Origin of the sequence: Echinicola salinicaeni (assembly GCF_014280965.1) — a bacterium.
Classification (GTDB): Bacteria; Bacteroidota; Bacteroidia; order Cytophagales; family Cyclobacteriaceae; genus Echinicola; species Echinicola salinicaeni.
This window is the reverse complement of the sequence record NZ_JACODZ010000015.1, coordinates 1-15,522: the sequence shown is the minus strand read 5'-3', so window position 1 is coordinate 15,522 and position 15,522 is coordinate 1. Positions and strand designations below refer to the sequence as shown.

Here is a 15,522-nt window from a genome sequence, read left to right as displayed (position 1 = left end):
ATATTAAAGTCCAATATTTAAAATATCATTTCTACAAGATCCAGAACGTTTTGGTAGGTAGTAAGTCCATGCAGATCTGCTTTTTTATGAATAAATTTTAATTCACGGCACTCAGTTGTAGAGGTGAAATCCAAATGAGCTAATTGTGTTTCATAAAGAACATTTACAATGGGCTCCCCTTTTGGATTATTAGAAGAAAAAAGCAGCATGGGCCTTGGCTCTATCTTAATCGGCTTTAAGCCCATTTCTTCATTGATTTCACGATAAATGCAATCTTTAGGGCTTTCTCCTCTATCAAGCCCACCACCAGGTAAATCCCAGAGGCCATTATCTTCCCTCACGATTAAGAATCCACCCAAATCATTTACAATAAATGCTTTAATACTTACCCTATATGTACAATCCCAATTATTCCAATCCATATAATTATAATTAACCTATTTGAAATATAAACTATTCTATCATGGGCTTTCCAAAAATGGAAAAAATAAAAGGATAGTAAGTGAAAAATATATTAAAAACCCATTTAATCCAATGAGCTATCGTTGATACACCTATTTTAATCATTCATAGGAATTTTATTGTTTTTTTTACTTAATGATTCTAATTATTAATTAGAAATGCATTTAGAATAATTCGAAATAATTCATATATTTTATCAAAGATTTCAATAAGCATGAATTAATTATTAAATAGATTTTAAATAGTCCATATTTTATAGTTTGTTAAATTCAGTAGCTTAAGGGGTACAATCTCAAATAAATTCAAAAAAATAACATTTATTTAATACATGGAGTTTAAAATATTTATACTATATATTAAACTTATTTCGAATTGAAATAATTTTGACTTTAGTTTTAACAGAGCCACTATTTAACTCATTTTTTCAATTAAAACGCTAATAGATGAATATGACAACGCAATTTAATCTACTGACTTTAACCAACCTGTTGGCCGTTGCTTTGGGGGTAATCACCATTTTAATATTATTATCATTCAAAGATGCTAGGGAAAAGTCCAGATTGTTTTTAAGCTTAGCCTTGATAGTAATGGTAATGATTATTATTGCCGGGATTATTACGGATAGTAATATGATTTATCAGTTTCCCCTTGCTGCCAAAATAAGCAATATACTATGCTTTTTGTTTATTCCACTTTCCTATCTTTATATAAGAAAACTACTTTATTCATTCTCCTTTTCGCGAAAGGATTTTGTCCATATTATCCCATTTCTCCTAGTGCTGATTGACAGTATTCCTTATCTAATTTCAACCCACGAAGAAAAAATCAACTTATTAAATATGGGGGAATCAGGCTTGCAAAGTGATTCTTTATTTTTACAGTTATCTTTCATTCCTGTTGAGTCAGTAAATATTATGTATCATATATTCTTCGGAATATATTTTATACTACAGCTTGAACTAATAATCAGATTCATAAGCAACCAAGAAAAAGAGTTCAAAGAAAGAAATCAACTCATTCTAAATTGGGTTTTCTTTTTTATTTCCATTCAGTTTTTTCTATTCTATCCTTATTTCATCTATTCTTATTCCCCATTCCAAAATGAAATTTATGAAGATTTTAGTCAAGGTGCTGGGGCTCTAGTTATTTTAAGTACTTGTATTTACTTATTTAGGCAACCTAAGATCTTATATGGTTTTGCTTATGTCATGAATCCATCTTCAAGAAAGGAGAAAAGCAAAAAAAGAAATAAGGGTATGACCAATGGTAATTCTTATACCTCAAAGTTCTTAAGTGAATCAAGAATCTTAGAAATAGACCTTAAATTAAACGATCATATAGAAAATAATGCTCCATACTTGAACCAGGGCTATAATCTTAATGATATGTCAGAAGAACTTGATATCCCCCTATATATATTGAGTTCATTTATTAATAAACAAAAAGGGGTGAATTTTAATGACTTTTTAAATAAGTATAGAATTGAGCACTGTAAACAAAAAATCAGGGCTGGTGAATGGAAGAATATAACGCTTGAGGGTTTAGCTTTTGATTGTGGATTTAGCAATCGGAATTCATTTAGGGCTGCTTTTAAAAAATTCTCCGGTCAGACTCCCTCTGAATTCATCAAAAATTTCAAATAATCAAAACTTAGCCAAAATTATAAATTTTGGCATTTCGAATTTTATTAATTCCATATTCCATTAAAAGTATTTTTAATTTAACGGCAATAGCTATCAGTCTTTTTATAGTTGATAGGATCAGTAATCATATTGTATTGCTTCAAATTAAGTAATTCAATAAGGATGACATTCTAATTTGTTGTTAAAAAATTTCTTTAAGGATATGCAAATTAATATCTCATCAAGTTTAATTTTCCAATTATTGGCGGTAACAGCTTCGCTTATTGCAGCCATTGTTCTTCTATCCTATTCTAGTCAAATCAAAAATCAAAGAATCGCCATAAGACTTCTAAGTTTAATGTTCTTCAGTATTTTTCTATGGATTTCCTTGAATATAATTGCTTCTATTGAGCAGTTCGAACATTTTTTTGTGTTTATTAGGCCAGAGTTTTTAGTGTTAGTGTTGATGTCTTTTTTTGTGCCAATCCATTATTTACACATTAATTTATTGATTAATAAAAAGTTAAAGGCCTACGATATTTTTATCCATTTTACACTAACATGTGTAATACTGGCATTGGGAGTAATCAACTATAGTAATAAATCTATTAATAGTTTAATAGAACCTGTAACAGTTTTGGTTTACCTTCAAATGGGATTCTATTGGTTTATTGAACTTAATATTACTTTAAGAATTTTATATTTAAAAAAACAAAAGAAAATCAAGGTACTTAAGGGCTGGTTTAAATGGGTGAAATTTTATATCATGATTTTGCCTTTCATTTTTGTTCCCTTCTTCATATTTAAAATTTCAGGGTATTCTACTCAGGATTCCTTTTTAATTAATTTTATGGAATCTCTGGGTATTCTAATAATTAGTTTGTCTTTGTTTTTCAGACCTGATTTCTTATTTGACTTATTACCAGCTCCAATAGAAAAGAAGTGGCTAAAGTCCGATATAAATACCAAAATCCAAATAGAAAATGATAAGTATAAAAGGCTAGAAAAACAATTAGAGACTTATTTGAATAAACATAAGCCACACTTGGGTGAATATTTTAATATCGAACAAATGGCAAAGGAATTAGGTGTAACAAGTACTGAACTTCATTCCTATTTTCGGGAAAAAGAAGGCTTAAGTTTTGAAGACTATATTAACCAGCAAAGGATAATATACAGCCAATCAATAATTAAAAAAGGAGCCATATCTAAACTTACTTTGGATATATTAGCTAAGAAAAGTGGCTTCAAAAATCGCACTACCTTTATCAATTCCTTTAAAGAGTTTACAGGATATAATGCTATAGATTATATCAGTCATTTTTTGAAATTCCCCTCGAACAAATAAGATATGACAATATTTATAACAGTTGTCAGCATAATTCATAAAGTCTTCGGACTTCAACTCCATCCTCTTTAAATTAATTTGAAAGATAAATAGATTATGATAATCTGTTAATCATCTCCTCATACTAGGTAATAAATGGATAAAAACATGAGAATACTGTTCTTCCTATTTGTACTAATTTGCTATCCCCTTTTCTCTTATTCACAAGAAAAGTCAATTGATTCAACAGCTATTTATATTCTTGACCGCATGAGTGAAGTAATCGGTCAATTACAGTCTTGCAGCTTTCATCTTTCAACTTCAGCAGATCACCCCAATACTTATCACTTTTCAGCTTATTCTAAAGAATTCACCGATTATGAGGTAGTCATGCAGGGGCCGGATAAAATGTTGGTACTTGCTAATGGTTATCCTGGAAGGCGTGGATTTTATTATGATGGAAATTCCTTTACCAGGTATTCATTTGATGAAAATAATTATACAACTATTGCTGCTCCAAATAACACATTGAGTATGATAGATAGTGTTAATTACAAGTTTGGAGTTGATTTTCCTGCAGCGGACTTTTTTTATCCTTCATTTACTGATGACCTAATTGATGATTTCGATCAAATATATTTTTTAGGAAAGAAAACAATTGAAGGAAAAGAAACATTCCAAATTACCGCTATCAAAGATGAAATGAATGTTCAAATATGGATTTCAAACGACACATTGGGTCTTCCTTTAAAATTGTTAATTATCAATTATGGAAAGGAAGTAGCCAGCCAGTATGAAGCCACATTTTCAGATTGGAAGGTTAATATAGAATATCCTGATAAAATATTTGATTTTAGCCCACCACCAGGGTCAAAACTTGTTTCCATTCTTCCAAAACCTTTATAGTGAAGTATGATGATGAATCCCCCAAAACTAAAATTAATCTTAGGTATTTGTATTTGTTTATTAATGCTAATACCAGACTCATTAACTGCACAGCGGTTGAGGCATGCTCCTTCTCGAGGTGGTGTACAGTCAAGACCTACTTCAGGAAGAAGTATAAACGGTGGTGCCCAAAAGTCAAGGCAAAGACCCAACTTTAATAATACTAGACGTCCTCAGTCAAGGCCCAGTCAAGCGAGACCTAATACATCCAGACCTACAAGCCGGCCTAGTTATAATAGACCTAGCAATTCTAGGCCTAGTACAACAAGACCATCTACGAATAGGCCCAATTATGAAAATCGCCCAAACCACTCTAGGCCTGTAAATCACCCCAGGCCTTCTGTAAACAATCGAGTGAATATAAGAAGAAGTACTGTAGTGATAAGAAACCCTCGTCCTTATTATAGACCACCCTATAGTTATGGTAGATACAGGTACTATTGCTATAGACCGTATTATTATCATCCTTTTAGACCTTATTATTGGGGGCCTGCCTGGCATCCTTGGGGATTTTTTGTTGCTTCATTAGCTGCTACCGCTATCGTGATTTCCATTGAAAACCAAAGGTATCACTATGATAACGGTGTTTATTACGTCCAAAGCAATAACGGGTATACCGTGGTAGAACCCCCTGTAGGTGCCACTGTTCAAACCTTACCAAAAGAAACTACTACAGTAGTGGTAAATGAAACCACCAATAACTATTACTATGGAGGGACCTATTATGAGAAGACAGATGAAGGCTATACCGTTGTTCCTCCTACTGCTGGTACAATAGTAGAAAATCTACCTGAAGGAGCAGAAGAAGTGAAAATTGGCCATCAAACCTATGTACAATATGGTGAAACCTATTACCAGCCTATTCAGCTAGATGGGAAAAACATGTATGAAGTAGTTCAGGTTGAAGAAGAAGAAAATTAAAACTTGTCTTTACGAGTAAATATTAATATCTGAATAAATACCTGATAATTACGATCATTACATGTATTACATCCCTAATAAATGGTAACTACTAGCTGTAATTATAAGTCTTGCTAAATCCTATAATTTTAAGCAGATTGACCAATTTTTAAATAATTATGCTGCGCTTTACTTTTTAATTTTATCGAAGGAGTTCTAAAAGCAATCAAATGATTATTAAAGAATTAAAACATCACTTTAAAGCATTAAAATGATTCACCAAGGTATAGCGCTAGCTATTTAATGTCGCCAGACTAATACTATTCCATTGAGTCCAAAATCATAACATAATTGTAATGAAAGGAAAATCAAATTACTTGATTCTCATTCTAATATTCCTAATGTCATACCAGCCCATCCATTCCCAGACTTTCACCATGGGAAAGAAATGTAAGGCCATATTGGAAGAAGTAAATGAACATTTAGGGGATGAATCCTATACAGAGGCACTGGCTAAACTAGATGAGTTTAGTGGCAACTGCAAAACAAAAGATGCCAAAGAAATTGCTGCAACAAGTAAAGCTGAGGCCTATAATGGACTTCAGCAATATGAACAGGCCATAGTGGAAGCTGATGCTGCACTGAAATTAACCAAGGACAAAAGCCTGTTGGCACATTTCCATAAAGGAATAGCATTAAACAAATTGGGTGATCTGGAAGGTTCTAAATCAGAATTACAAAAAGTAATTGAGCTGACAGAAATGAATCAAAACACGAATGAAAGAGCCAATAACTATGCATTAATGGCAAGGATTTATAGTAGGCAACTCAATGATCGAGATTCCGCGGATATCTATCTGGATAAAGCTATTGAATTGAGTCCCGAAAAAACGTCTTTTATAATCCAGAGAGGTGATATGAATCTTTATTATAATGAATATGAAAAAGCTTATGCTAATTATGATGAGGCCTTAAATAAAGGTCATGACCCCTTAGATGTTTCTATTAGCCGTACAAAAGTTTCTTTTAAAAAACTGGAGAATAAATATGGGACCAATAAGGCAAATGAACTTCGGGATAAAATGACTTCAGATGAAAAAGATGTACTCTGTTCTGATCTCAGCAAGGCCTTGAGTTTGGGATGGGAAGACATGAGCATGGATATGTTCTCCGCTTTAGTATGCAATTAACTCCACTAACTGAAAACAAATTGGACCATGAAAAAGCTATTTATTTTAATCCTAAGCATAAGTGTTTTATTGGGCTGTGCCAATTGGAACAATCAACAAAAAGGAACTGCAATAGGATCTGCAGGTGGTGCTGCCATTGGTGCTGCTGTATCCAAAGGAAGTATTTGGGGGGTATTAGCAGGAGCTGCCATTGGAGGTACTGCTGGTAATTTAATTGGTAAAAAAATGGACCAGCAGGCTAAAGAGTTGGCCCAGGCAATTCCTACTGCGGAGGTGAAAAGAATCGATGAGGGAATCAACGTTACCTTTGATGCTAGCTTAGTGTTTGAAATAAATTCCGCCAACTTAAGCGAAAGTTATAAAGATGATCTTTTGAGGGCCATACCTGTATTCCAGAAATATGGTGATACCTATATATTGATTGAAGGACATACTGATGATACAGGAAGTGAAGAATTCAATATGTCCTTATCTGAGAAAAGAGCAAAATCAGTTTCTAATTTCCTCGCTGAAAATGGTATTGATAGATCACGATTAATTGAAAAATGGTACGGTGAAACCCAACCAAAATATCCAAACGATGAGGAAAACAGAAATAAGAATAGAAGAGTAGAAATGGCTATTTACGCTGATGAAGAAATGCAGGCAAAAGCTAAATCCGGTGAGCTATGATTTAGTTAATAATTCAAATAGGTTTTTGTAAAAAAATTAAATAAAATCATAAACATAAAACAGAATATTTGTATATATTTTTTATTATTTTAATATCTAAATAATTCATATCAGTATTTCACTAAAAGTCAATACCTATGATTAAAAATTTAATTTTATTGTTCTTTTTATGCTGTCTATTTTTTAATTCCTCATATGGCCAAAATGATTCATTAATATTTAAAAATAAAGATGTCATTGTTGGTGAAATAAAGTCAATGGATAGAGGTGTTGTAATTATAGAAACGGATTACAGTGACAGTGATTTTGAAATTGAGTGGGAAAAAATCAGTGAGGTGTATTCTACACAAAACTATCTCATTACATTAACATCCGGTCGAAGACATAATGGCTATTTAAAATCTTCCTCCCCTAATCGCATTCTTATACATACTTTAGATGGTGAGACCATAGAGGTAGATGTTAATGAGATTGTGTATTTCAAAACCTATGAGGATGATTTTATCAGTAGGTTATCTGCCAATATTGATATTAATTATAGCTTCACCAAAGCCAATAACTTGACACAATCAGGACTTAGAACTTCTTTAGGTTATGTAGCACCCAGATGGTCTGCTTCTGCAGGCTATAACCTTATTAGGTCCAACCAAGATGAAGTGGATCCTATTCGTAGAGAAGATGGAAGTTTTTCTTATAGAAAATTTCTCCCTAAAGACTGGTATGTCCCGGCCAATTATTCCTTTCTGTCCAATACAGAACAAAAACTAGATTTGAGAAGTATTTTCAAGCTGGGAATGGGTAAATATATTATCCACACCAACCAATCTTATTTTGGTGTTGAAGGCGGTTTTTCTTACGTAAATGAACGGTTTTCTAGTGAAGATGAAGACAGAAACAGTATGGAGGCTTATGTGGGTAGTGAACTTAATTTATATGATATCGGAGACCTAGACTTACTTACAAAAGCAGTAATTTTCCCTGGTATAACGGAAAGTGGAAGATGGAGATTTGATTATAATATTGATGTCAAATATGACCTGCCTTTGGAATTGTATATCAAAGCTGGTTTTACCCTAAACTATGATAACCAGGTTGTAGAAGGTGCAAGTAAAGCGGATTATGTCTTTCAAACTGGTATAGGATGGGAATTATAATAGGATCGTTCTTATTTATTTGGATTTTAGTTTTTCAATTAAACCGAATTATTATAAAAAGCTCATTACTTTTACTGCACTAAATTATTAGCCATTAGAAATTGATCCTATATGAAAAAGTTAGCTCCTTTAGTTGTTTTACTCGTATTTTTATTCAGCTCTTGTGAGGATAAGAAAAAGAGTAAATTATCCAAAAAATTGGAAAAGGTAGAAAACAAATTAGAAAAAGCTGCAGATAAAATAGAAGATGCAGCAGAGGATGTTAGCGAATCCTTGGAAGATGTTGCGGACAAATTGGATGAAAAGGCAGATGATATTCAAAAAAAATTAGAAGAATAGACAAAGAAGCCCGGAATCATTTTCCGGGCTTCTTTGTCTATTCTTCTTAATGCTCAGTCCACCAAAGTTTATTCTGAGATACGCCAAAAAGATTGGACATCCGGTATAAAACCCTAGCACCTACATTTCCATCAATTTCATTCCCATCATTACTAGGTGCTACTTCGACTACATCAAAGCCAATTATTTTTTTTCCTGATTTAACCAATAACTTCATTAAATACATGATTTGTTCGAGATCAAATCCCCCAGGAACAGGGGTACCTGTATTGGGACAAAGCTTGGGGTCAAATCCATCAATATCAATAGTGATATAGACTTCCCTGGGCAATGAATTAATTATTTGGTTACATACCGATCTCCATGTAGCTCCTTCATACATAGATTCCTTGATATCCTTATCATAAAAAGTATGAATCCTAGGATCTTCTTTGGCTCTATCTGATTCCTCCTCACAATAATCCCGAATACCTACTTGTACCAATTTTTCCACTTGCGGAATTTTCATGAAATTATGGGTAATGCTCGCATGTGAATATTCAAAACTCTCGTAAGCTTCCCGCAAATCAGCATGGGCATCTATTTGGAGGACACCAAAACTGGAGTACTTTTCGGACAAAGCTTTGATATAGCCAAGTGGAGTACTGTGATCCCCTCCCAATAAAGCCACTAATTTACCTTGATTGAGATAATTTTTAGTTGTCTTGTATACCCATTCATTCATCTTTAAACATTCCCGATTAATAAGATCAGGAACAGCCAAATACTTTTCTTTATCTTTTTGTTGCTTCCCCGTTTCCAACCATTCTATATAATCGTCGGCTATTTTGCGGTGATTAGAGTTGCTTTGGGCCAATTCTGCAGGAATAGGCAACATGTAAATACCCATGGTCCATGCATCCACAATATCATCCTGAAAAAGATCAACTTGAGCAGAAGCATTTAGTACACTTGCAGGTCCCATTGCTGTACCGTGAGAATAACTTACGGTTACTTCCCATGGTACTGGAACTATGATAAGTGTTGCTGTTTCCTCATCATATGGCAAACCAAAAATATTGCCTTGTGATGCTACTCCATTTGGATCAAAATGATTAATTACTTCCTGTTTCTTAGTAATCATAACCTTATTTTTCTACTGTTATTTTTTCAAAAAGACATAGGTTAAAATCCGACAATAGGATTTAAATTCCTTATTTAATTTACTGAAATTCCACGAATATACCCATTATCAAAAACGATAATTCTCTGATTTTTCACTGGAGAACTTCATTTAAAGTACCCATCCCCCTATTTATGCACACATCCCATGAATCAGCATGTAGCTCAATCATTGCCATCATTCCAGGTGCTAAATTAACTTGGTAATCATTTGTAAGCACCGCCAGTACTGCACTAATGCCAGGATTGTGTCCTATAAAAATGATATGATTGATATCATTGGGTGTTGAGCTTAATATTTCAAAAACCATATCCACGCCTGATAGATATAAATCTCTTTTTACTTCTTTATTAGAAATAGATGAGTAATCACTGATTATTTCAGCGGTTTCTACAGTTCGTTTAGCAGCACTTATATATGCTAAGTCAAAAAATAATTTTCTTTTTTTTAATAAAATGCCAAGCCTATTCAATTTATATTTCCCATTATCGCTCAGGTTTCTATGAAAATCCTCCTTAAATCCTTTGGCTGGTTCTGCCTCTCCATGTCTTAATAATGTCAGATATTTTGCCATATTACCTTGATATCGATGAAAAATTATTACAATATTACAACGAAATAACCATGCCAAAATCAATATGAGATGAATTTATATTTGGAGGAGAATATAATCGCTTCTATTTTTGAGTTTTGTAGAGCATGATAATAATAATCACTGCTTCCAGATAAAGAATATCACTATGCCAAAAAATTTAGTCATTGTCGAATCTCCAGCCAAAGCCAAAACCATTGAAGGTTATCTCGGTAAAGATTATAAAGTAGCATCGAGCTATGGTCATGTACGGGATTTGCCTAAGGGAGATAAGGCCATTGACATAAAAAATAAATTCCATCCGACTTATGAGGTCACCTCGGACAAAAAAGAAGTTATCAAACAGCTCAAAAGCTTGGTTAAAGATTCTGAGACCATTTACCTAGCGAGTGATGATGACCGTGAAGGAGAAGCCATTTCATGGCATTTAAAAGAGGTACTTAAGTTAAAAGAAGATAACACCAAAAGAATTGTATTTAGGGAAATTACCAAAAATGCAATTGTTAAAGCTATAGAAAACCCAAGGTCTATTGATATAGATTTAGTTAATGCCCAACAAGCAAGGAGGATTTTAGATAGGTTGGTGGGTTTTGAATTATCTCCAGTACTTTGGAAAAAAGTAAAAGCAGGTCTTTCAGCAGGTAGGGTTCAATCAGTAGCTGTTAGGTTTATTGTAGAAAGGGAAAGGGAAATTGATAAATTTGAATCCAAATCTTCCTATAAAATAACTGCAATATTTGATGTAAAGGGTAAGGTTTTAAATGCTGAATTACCCAAGAAATTTGACAGCCAAGAAGAGGCAGAAGAGTTTCTTAAAAACTGCTTAGATGCTAAGTTCTCCATCAAGAACTTGGAGAAAAAGCCTGCTAAAAAATCCCCTGCTGCCCCCTTTACTACTTCTACCCTCCAACAAGAGGCAAGTAGGAAATTAGGTTTTTCTGTTTCTCAGACCATGACCATTGCCCAGAGGCTTTATGAGGCAGGTAAGATTACCTATATGAGAACGGATAGTGTAAACCTATCTGCAGAAGCAATGGAAAGCGCAAAGAAGCAGATTATAAGTGCTTTTGGAGATGAATACCATAAAGCTAGATCTTATACCTCAAAGTCAGAAGGAGCACAAGAGGCTCACGAAGCCATAAGACCTACTAATTTTTCTAATTTAGAAGCAGGTAGTGAGAGAAACGAACAGCGTTTGTATGAACTGATTTGGAAAAGGGCGATTGCTTCGCAGATGTCAGATGCACAATTGGAAAAAACGCATGTGAGTATTGCAATTAGTAATTCTGAGCAAAATCTAAGTGCCCATGGAGAAGTAATCAAATTCGAAGGCTTCTTAAAGGTATATTTAGAAAGCACCGATGACGAAGAGGATGAGGATAACAATCAAAGCAAAGGCCTTCTGCCTCCTCTGACTATTGGTCAAGATTTGGACCTGACTGAAATGAAAGCTCGTCAGAGTTTCACCAGACCTCCAGCAAGGTACACGGAGGCTTCTTTAGTAAAGAAATTGGAGGAAATGGGCATCGGAAGACCTTCGACTTATGCTCCTACCATTTCAACCATACAAAAACGTAATTACGTAATTAAGGAATCCAGAGATGGAAAACCTCGTAATTACACAGAAATGATCATTAAAAAGGGAGAGTTTACAAAAAGTGAGAAAACAGAAACCGCAGGTTCTGATAAGAATAAACTTTTCCCAACCAATATAGCGATGGTTGTCAATGACTTCTTAGTAGAACATTTCCCTAATGTCATTGATTTTAAATTTACTGCTAAAGTAGAAAAGGAATTTGATGATATAGCCCATGGATTACAGCATTGGGATGATATGATCGAAAATTTCTATGGTAAATTCCATAATACGGTTGAAGAAGCAGAAACCGTCGAGCGGGCCAATGTGAGTTCATCCAGAGAATTAGGGAAGGACCCTAAAACTGGAAAACCAGTTATTGTTCGTTTAGGTAAATTTGGGCCTTTGGTGCAAATTGGTGATCAAGATGATGAGGAAAAGCAATTTGCCAGTCTGAAGAAAGGACAATTTATTGAAAGCATTACCTTCGAGGATGCTATGGAACTTTTCAAACTTCCAAGAGATGTAGGTATGTTTGAAGATAAAAAGATTGTGGCTGCAATAGGGAGATTTGGTCCTTATATCAGACATGACAGTAAATTCGTTTCTCTTGGAAAAGAACTAGATCCTTTAAGCATTACAGAGGAAGAAGCTATTCAGCTTATCAAAGATAAAAGAGAAGCAGATGCCAAAAAGCATATTAAGAGCTTCGATGAAAATCCTGAAATTCAAATATTGAATGGTAGATGGGGACCTTATATTAAATTTGGGAAGAACAATTTTAAAATCCCAAAAGATAAGGTAGCTGAGGACCTTAGCTATGAAGAAACCATTGAGATCATAGAAAACCAACCTGAAAAGAAAAAAGGAAGGTACGCTAAAAAGAAAAAGTAGTAGAAAGCCGGACAATGTTCCGGCTTTTTTTGCTTTAGGAAATAGTGAAATACTCCCCTTTTTGAAAGCCAATTTTTTGTTTCTATTATAGTTGCTAGCATTTTTATTTAATAAGTTTTCTTATTTTTAATCTGGACACGTGAGAACAAATATGAAAAAGAAATTGGTGGTTTTATCTGGTGCTGGAATATCTGCAGAAAGTGGTATCAAGACTTTTAGAGACAGTGATGGATTATGGGAAAACCATGATATTATGGAAGTAGCCTCCCCAGATGGCTGGAGAAAAAATAAGGAAATTGTCCTGGAGTTTTACAACCAAAGAAGAAAACAGGCTCAACATGTAAGTCCAAATGCTGCTCATTACGGATTGGCTGATTTGGAAAATGACTTTGACGTCACCATCATTACACAAAACATAGACAACCTTCATGAACGTGCAGGCTCCAGTAAAATTATTCATTTACATGGAGAGCTCTTTAAATCTCAAAGTACTCTAGATCCAAACTTAGTATATGATATGGATTCATTGGAAATAAAATTGGGAGATAAATGTGAAAAAGGAAGTCAATTACGCCCCTTTATCGTTTGGTTTGGGGAGATGGTCCCCATGATGGATCCTGCGATCAAAGCTACTCAGGAAGCAGATATATTTGTTGTTATTGGAACTTCCCTACTCGTTTATCCTGCTGCAAGCCTTCTTCAATATACTAATCCATCCACACCTACCTATATCATTGATATAAATATTCCGGAAACTGGACTGAAAGACAACTTAACTGTTATTCAAGAAACAGCGAGTAAGGGAGTAAGTAAATTAAAGGAATTTTTAATATAAGGTGACGCTTTAGTATCCTAGATATTGTGACATTAAATACTACTAAAATGAATACTGTATTTCATAAAGCAAACAGCCGAGGACATGCCAATCATGGCTGGCTTAATTCCTTTCATACCTTTAGTTTTGCCAATTATTATAATCCTGATAGAATCCATTTCGGTAACCTGAGAGTATTAAATGATGATGAAGTGGCCCCTGGAATGGGCTTTGGTACTCATCCCCATGATAATATGGAAATTATTTCTATTCCTCTTGAAGGGGATTTAGAGCATAAGGACAGCATGGGCAATACGACCGTTATCAGAGAAGGAGATGTCCAAGTAATGAGCGCTGGAACAGGTATTCTTCATAGTGAATACAATAAGAATAAAGACAAACCTGTAAAATTCCTTCAGATTTGGCTCATTCCGAACGTAAGGAATGTTGAACCAAGGTATGATCAAATTACACTGAATGAAAAAGAAGCCAATAATCAATTTTTGCAAATTTTATCTCCAAATAAAAATGATGATGGTGTATGGATTTATCAAAATGCCTGGTTTTATATTTCTAATATAACATCAGGAAATGAATTAACTTATTCACTCAAGGACGCTAGTAAAAATGGAGTATATCTTTTTGTTCTAAAAGGAAACCTTAATATCGAAGGTATTGAATTAAATTTAAGGGATGGTTTAGGAATAACAGAAACATCCTCCTTCAATATCAAAGCTAATTCCAATGCCAAAATATTGTTAATGGAAGTTCCTTTGGATTAAATCAAAAAAGCCCTTTATGTTCTGTAAAGGGCTTTTTTAATTAAAGAATTTTTATTTCCTACCAGATCAACACCTCTTTGGCATGTTTCCTTTCGTTGGTCCTGAACAGGCTGAATATGGCCATGAACTCGTGGGTATTGCCGGGCAAGAGATAGCTCCCATTGGTAGGGAACTCATAGACATAGCCCACCTTCACCCGCTTCAACAGAAAGCCCAGCTGCAGGTTGTTCGCATAGTCCACCCGGTGCCCCGCTCCCAACCATAATTTGTCCATCAACAGGGCCTTCAGGTTGAACTCGACATTATCCGGAAGATCTTCCTGGTTCCGGTAAAAGAAATTCCCGATCACCGCAACCTTGTCGCTGATCGCTTCCCGGTAGCCGGCCTGTACGATATAATTGACAGGCCGCCCATCCATAAACTCATCACCACTGGAAAAACCGCCACCGTTAACCTGGTGCATCGCATAGGACAGGTAATACTTTTCATGCGTCAGCGCCAGGCCTACATTGAAGTCGATGATCTGCATATCGGAAAAACCTCCGATATACTGCCCCAGCAGTTCGTCGTTCTGCTGCTCCACGGTCATGGACGTGCCGTCCAGCTTGACATTGGTATAGCTTACCCCCGCTCCCAGGCGCAGGTTGTGCTTTTCTGTCAGCCTGATCCTGCTCGCATAGCCCAGCACCAGCGAGGTTTCCCTGAAGGCACCGTACTCATCGAACAATAGGTTCAGGCTGGCCGCATTCTTGCCCATCAGGGCCGGGTCCTCCTCCCCTTTCATCTCCCCGAAGTCCAGCTCCGCACTGAAGAACATCGTCCGCGGTGCCCCCTCGAAACCGCTCCACTGGTTCCGGACAAAGCCCCTCAGCGCACTGCCCTCATAGGCGGTCAGTCCAGGGTTATAATAACTCTGGAAAAAGTTGAACTGGCTGATATATTTCCTCGACTGCCCCTGCACCAACATAGGTGCAGACAGCAGCAATATCAATGTATAAACTAAAACCTTTTTCATTTTACCGCTTGGCTTTCTCTTTGCAAAACAATTATTCATTTCTCGACAATAGCTTTTCATTATCTCAACAGGTTAA

General features: G+C 35.0%; 15 protein-coding genes. 11 read left to right on the top strand and 4 right to left on the bottom strand.

Going from position 1 to position 15,522, the window contains the following annotated elements:
* Positions 1 to 17: 17 nt before the first annotated feature.
* The gene (locus H7U17_RS20205; protein ID WP_186758680.1) at positions 18 to 422 is read right to left on the bottom strand and encodes an NUDIX hydrolase; all 405 of its coding nucleotides are present in this window, start codon (positions 420 to 422) and stop codon (positions 18 to 20) included.
* Between the two features lie 627 nt (positions 423 to 1,049).
* Here H7U17_RS20205 and H7U17_RS20200 point away from each other — a divergent pair.
* The 8 genes from H7U17_RS20200 (at position 1,050) to H7U17_RS20165 (ending at position 8,611) form a co-directional block, all read left to right on the top strand.
* On the top strand, positions 1,050 to 2,105 hold the full coding sequence (locus tag H7U17_RS20200; RefSeq protein WP_186758678.1) for a helix-turn-helix domain-containing protein: 1,056 nt from the start codon (positions 1,050 to 1,052) through the stop codon (positions 2,103 to 2,105).
* 202 nt (positions 2,106 to 2,307) lie between these two features.
* Positions 2,308 to 3,432 carry a helix-turn-helix transcriptional regulator gene (locus tag H7U17_RS20195; protein ID WP_186758676.1) on the top strand — a complete coding sequence of 375 codons (1,125 nt, stop codon included), beginning with the start codon at positions 2,308 to 2,310 and terminating at the stop codon, positions 3,430 to 3,432.
* Positions 3,433 to 3,579: 147 nt separating this feature from the next.
* Positions 3,580 to 4,317: a DUF2092 domain-containing protein gene (locus tag H7U17_RS20190; RefSeq protein WP_186758675.1), complete on the top strand. Its 738-nt coding sequence runs from the start codon at positions 3,580 to 3,582 to the stop codon at positions 4,315 to 4,317.
* A 63-nt stretch (positions 4,318 to 4,380) separates the two neighbouring features.
* Complete coding sequence (locus tag H7U17_RS20185) at positions 4,381 to 5,277, top strand: DUF6515 family protein (RefSeq protein ID WP_230981518.1); 897 nt, start codon at positions 4,381 to 4,383, stop codon at positions 5,275 to 5,277.
* Positions 5,278 to 5,612: 335 nt separating this feature from the next.
* Entirely contained in the window at positions 5,613 to 6,446 is an 834-nt protein-coding gene (locus tag H7U17_RS20180; protein ID WP_230981517.1) for a tetratricopeptide repeat protein, read from the top strand.
* 27 nt (positions 6,447 to 6,473) lie between these two features.
* Positions 6,474 to 7,118 carry an OmpA family protein gene (locus H7U17_RS20175; RefSeq protein WP_186758671.1) on the top strand — a complete coding sequence of 215 codons (645 nt, stop codon included), beginning with the start codon at positions 6,474 to 6,476 and terminating at the stop codon, positions 7,116 to 7,118.
* Positions 7,119 to 7,375: 257 nt separating this feature from the next.
* Positions 7,376 to 8,272, top strand: a complete 897-nt coding sequence (locus H7U17_RS20170) for a DUF481 domain-containing protein (protein WP_230981516.1) — start codon at positions 7,376 to 7,378, stop codon at positions 8,270 to 8,272.
* A gap of 111 nt (positions 8,273 to 8,383) precedes the next feature.
* A complete protein-coding gene (locus tag H7U17_RS20165) occupies positions 8,384 to 8,611 on the top strand; it encodes a YtxH domain-containing protein (protein WP_186758667.1) in 228 nt (75 codons plus the stop codon).
* A gap of 46 nt (positions 8,612 to 8,657) precedes the next feature.
* On the opposite strand, the gene H7U17_RS20160 is transcribed toward H7U17_RS20165, so the two are convergent.
* The gene (locus H7U17_RS20160) at positions 8,658 to 9,734 is read right to left on the bottom strand and encodes an agmatinase family protein (RefSeq protein ID WP_186758665.1); all 1,077 of its coding nucleotides are present in this window, start codon (positions 9,732 to 9,734) and stop codon (positions 8,658 to 8,660) included.
* Between the two features lie 133 nt (positions 9,735 to 9,867).
* Positions 9,868 to 10,347 (bottom strand): SixA phosphatase family protein, encoded by a 480-nt coding sequence (locus H7U17_RS20155; RefSeq protein WP_186758663.1) that lies wholly within the window; start codon positions 10,345 to 10,347, stop codon positions 9,868 to 9,870.
* Between the two features lie 166 nt (positions 10,348 to 10,513).
* On the opposite strand from H7U17_RS20155, the gene topA reads away from it, so the two are divergent.
* The 3 genes from topA (at position 10,514) to H7U17_RS20140 (ending at position 14,431) form a co-directional block, all read left to right on the top strand.
* Positions 10,514 to 12,835 (top strand): type I DNA topoisomerase, encoded by a 2,322-nt coding sequence (gene topA, locus H7U17_RS20150; protein ID WP_186758661.1) that lies wholly within the window; start codon positions 10,514 to 10,516, stop codon positions 12,833 to 12,835.
* Between the two features lie 151 nt (positions 12,836 to 12,986).
* Positions 12,987 to 13,670 carry an SIR2 family NAD-dependent protein deacylase gene (locus H7U17_RS20145; protein WP_186758659.1) on the top strand — a complete coding sequence of 228 codons (684 nt, stop codon included), beginning with the start codon at positions 12,987 to 12,989 and terminating at the stop codon, positions 13,668 to 13,670.
* A 47-nt stretch (positions 13,671 to 13,717) separates the two neighbouring features.
* Positions 13,718 to 14,431: a pirin family protein gene (locus H7U17_RS20140; protein WP_186758657.1), complete on the top strand. Its 714-nt coding sequence runs from the start codon at positions 13,718 to 13,720 to the stop codon at positions 14,429 to 14,431.
* A gap of 58 nt (positions 14,432 to 14,489) precedes the next feature.
* On the opposite strand, the gene H7U17_RS20135 is transcribed toward H7U17_RS20140, so the two are convergent.
* Positions 14,490 to 15,506 carry a PorP/SprF family type IX secretion system membrane protein gene (locus H7U17_RS20135; RefSeq protein WP_230981515.1) on the bottom strand — a complete coding sequence of 339 codons (1,017 nt, stop codon included), beginning with the start codon at positions 15,504 to 15,506 and terminating at the stop codon, positions 14,490 to 14,492.
* Between the last annotated feature and the right edge of the window lie 16 nt (positions 15,507 to 15,522).

Bases quoted from the DNA above. Each gene is read 5' to 3' on its own strand.
- H7U17_RS20205 (WP_186758680.1), bottom strand. From the start codon at position 422: ATGGATTGGAATAATTGGGATTGTACATATAGGGTAAGTATTAAAGCA.
- H7U17_RS20200 (WP_186758678.1), top strand. From the start codon at position 1,050: ATGGTAATGATTATTATTGCCGGGATTATTACGGATAGTAATATGATT.
- H7U17_RS20195 (WP_186758676.1), top strand. From the start codon at position 2,308: ATGCAAATTAATATCTCATCAAGTTTAATTTTCCAATTATTGGCGGTA.
- H7U17_RS20190 (WP_186758675.1), top strand. From the start codon at position 3,580: ATGAGAATACTGTTCTTCCTATTTGTACTAATTTGCTATCCCCTTTTC.
- H7U17_RS20185 (WP_230981518.1), top strand. From the start codon at position 4,381: ATGCTAATACCAGACTCATTAACTGCACAGCGGTTGAGGCATGCTCCT.
- H7U17_RS20180 (WP_230981517.1), top strand. From the start codon at position 5,613: ATGAAAGGAAAATCAAATTACTTGATTCTCATTCTAATATTCCTAATG.
- H7U17_RS20175 (WP_186758671.1), top strand. From the start codon at position 6,474: ATGAAAAAGCTATTTATTTTAATCCTAAGCATAAGTGTTTTATTGGGC.
- H7U17_RS20170 (WP_230981516.1), top strand. From the start codon at position 7,376: ATGGATAGAGGTGTTGTAATTATAGAAACGGATTACAGTGACAGTGAT.
- H7U17_RS20165 (WP_186758667.1), top strand. From the start codon at position 8,384: ATGAAAAAGTTAGCTCCTTTAGTTGTTTTACTCGTATTTTTATTCAGC.
- H7U17_RS20160 (WP_186758665.1), bottom strand. From the start codon at position 9,734: ATGATTACTAAGAAACAGGAAGTAATTAATCATTTTGATCCAAATGGA.
- H7U17_RS20155 (WP_186758663.1), bottom strand. From the start codon at position 10,347: ATGGCAAAATATCTGACATTATTAAGACATGGAGAGGCAGAACCAGCC.
- topA (WP_186758661.1), top strand. From the start codon at position 10,514: ATGCCAAAAAATTTAGTCATTGTCGAATCTCCAGCCAAAGCCAAAACC.
- H7U17_RS20145 (WP_186758659.1), top strand. From the start codon at position 12,987: ATGAAAAAGAAATTGGTGGTTTTATCTGGTGCTGGAATATCTGCAGAA.
- H7U17_RS20140 (WP_186758657.1), top strand. From the start codon at position 13,718: ATGAATACTGTATTTCATAAAGCAAACAGCCGAGGACATGCCAATCAT.
- H7U17_RS20135 (WP_230981515.1), bottom strand. From the start codon at position 15,506: ATGAAAAGCTATTGTCGAGAAATGAATAATTGTTTTGCAAAGAGAAAG.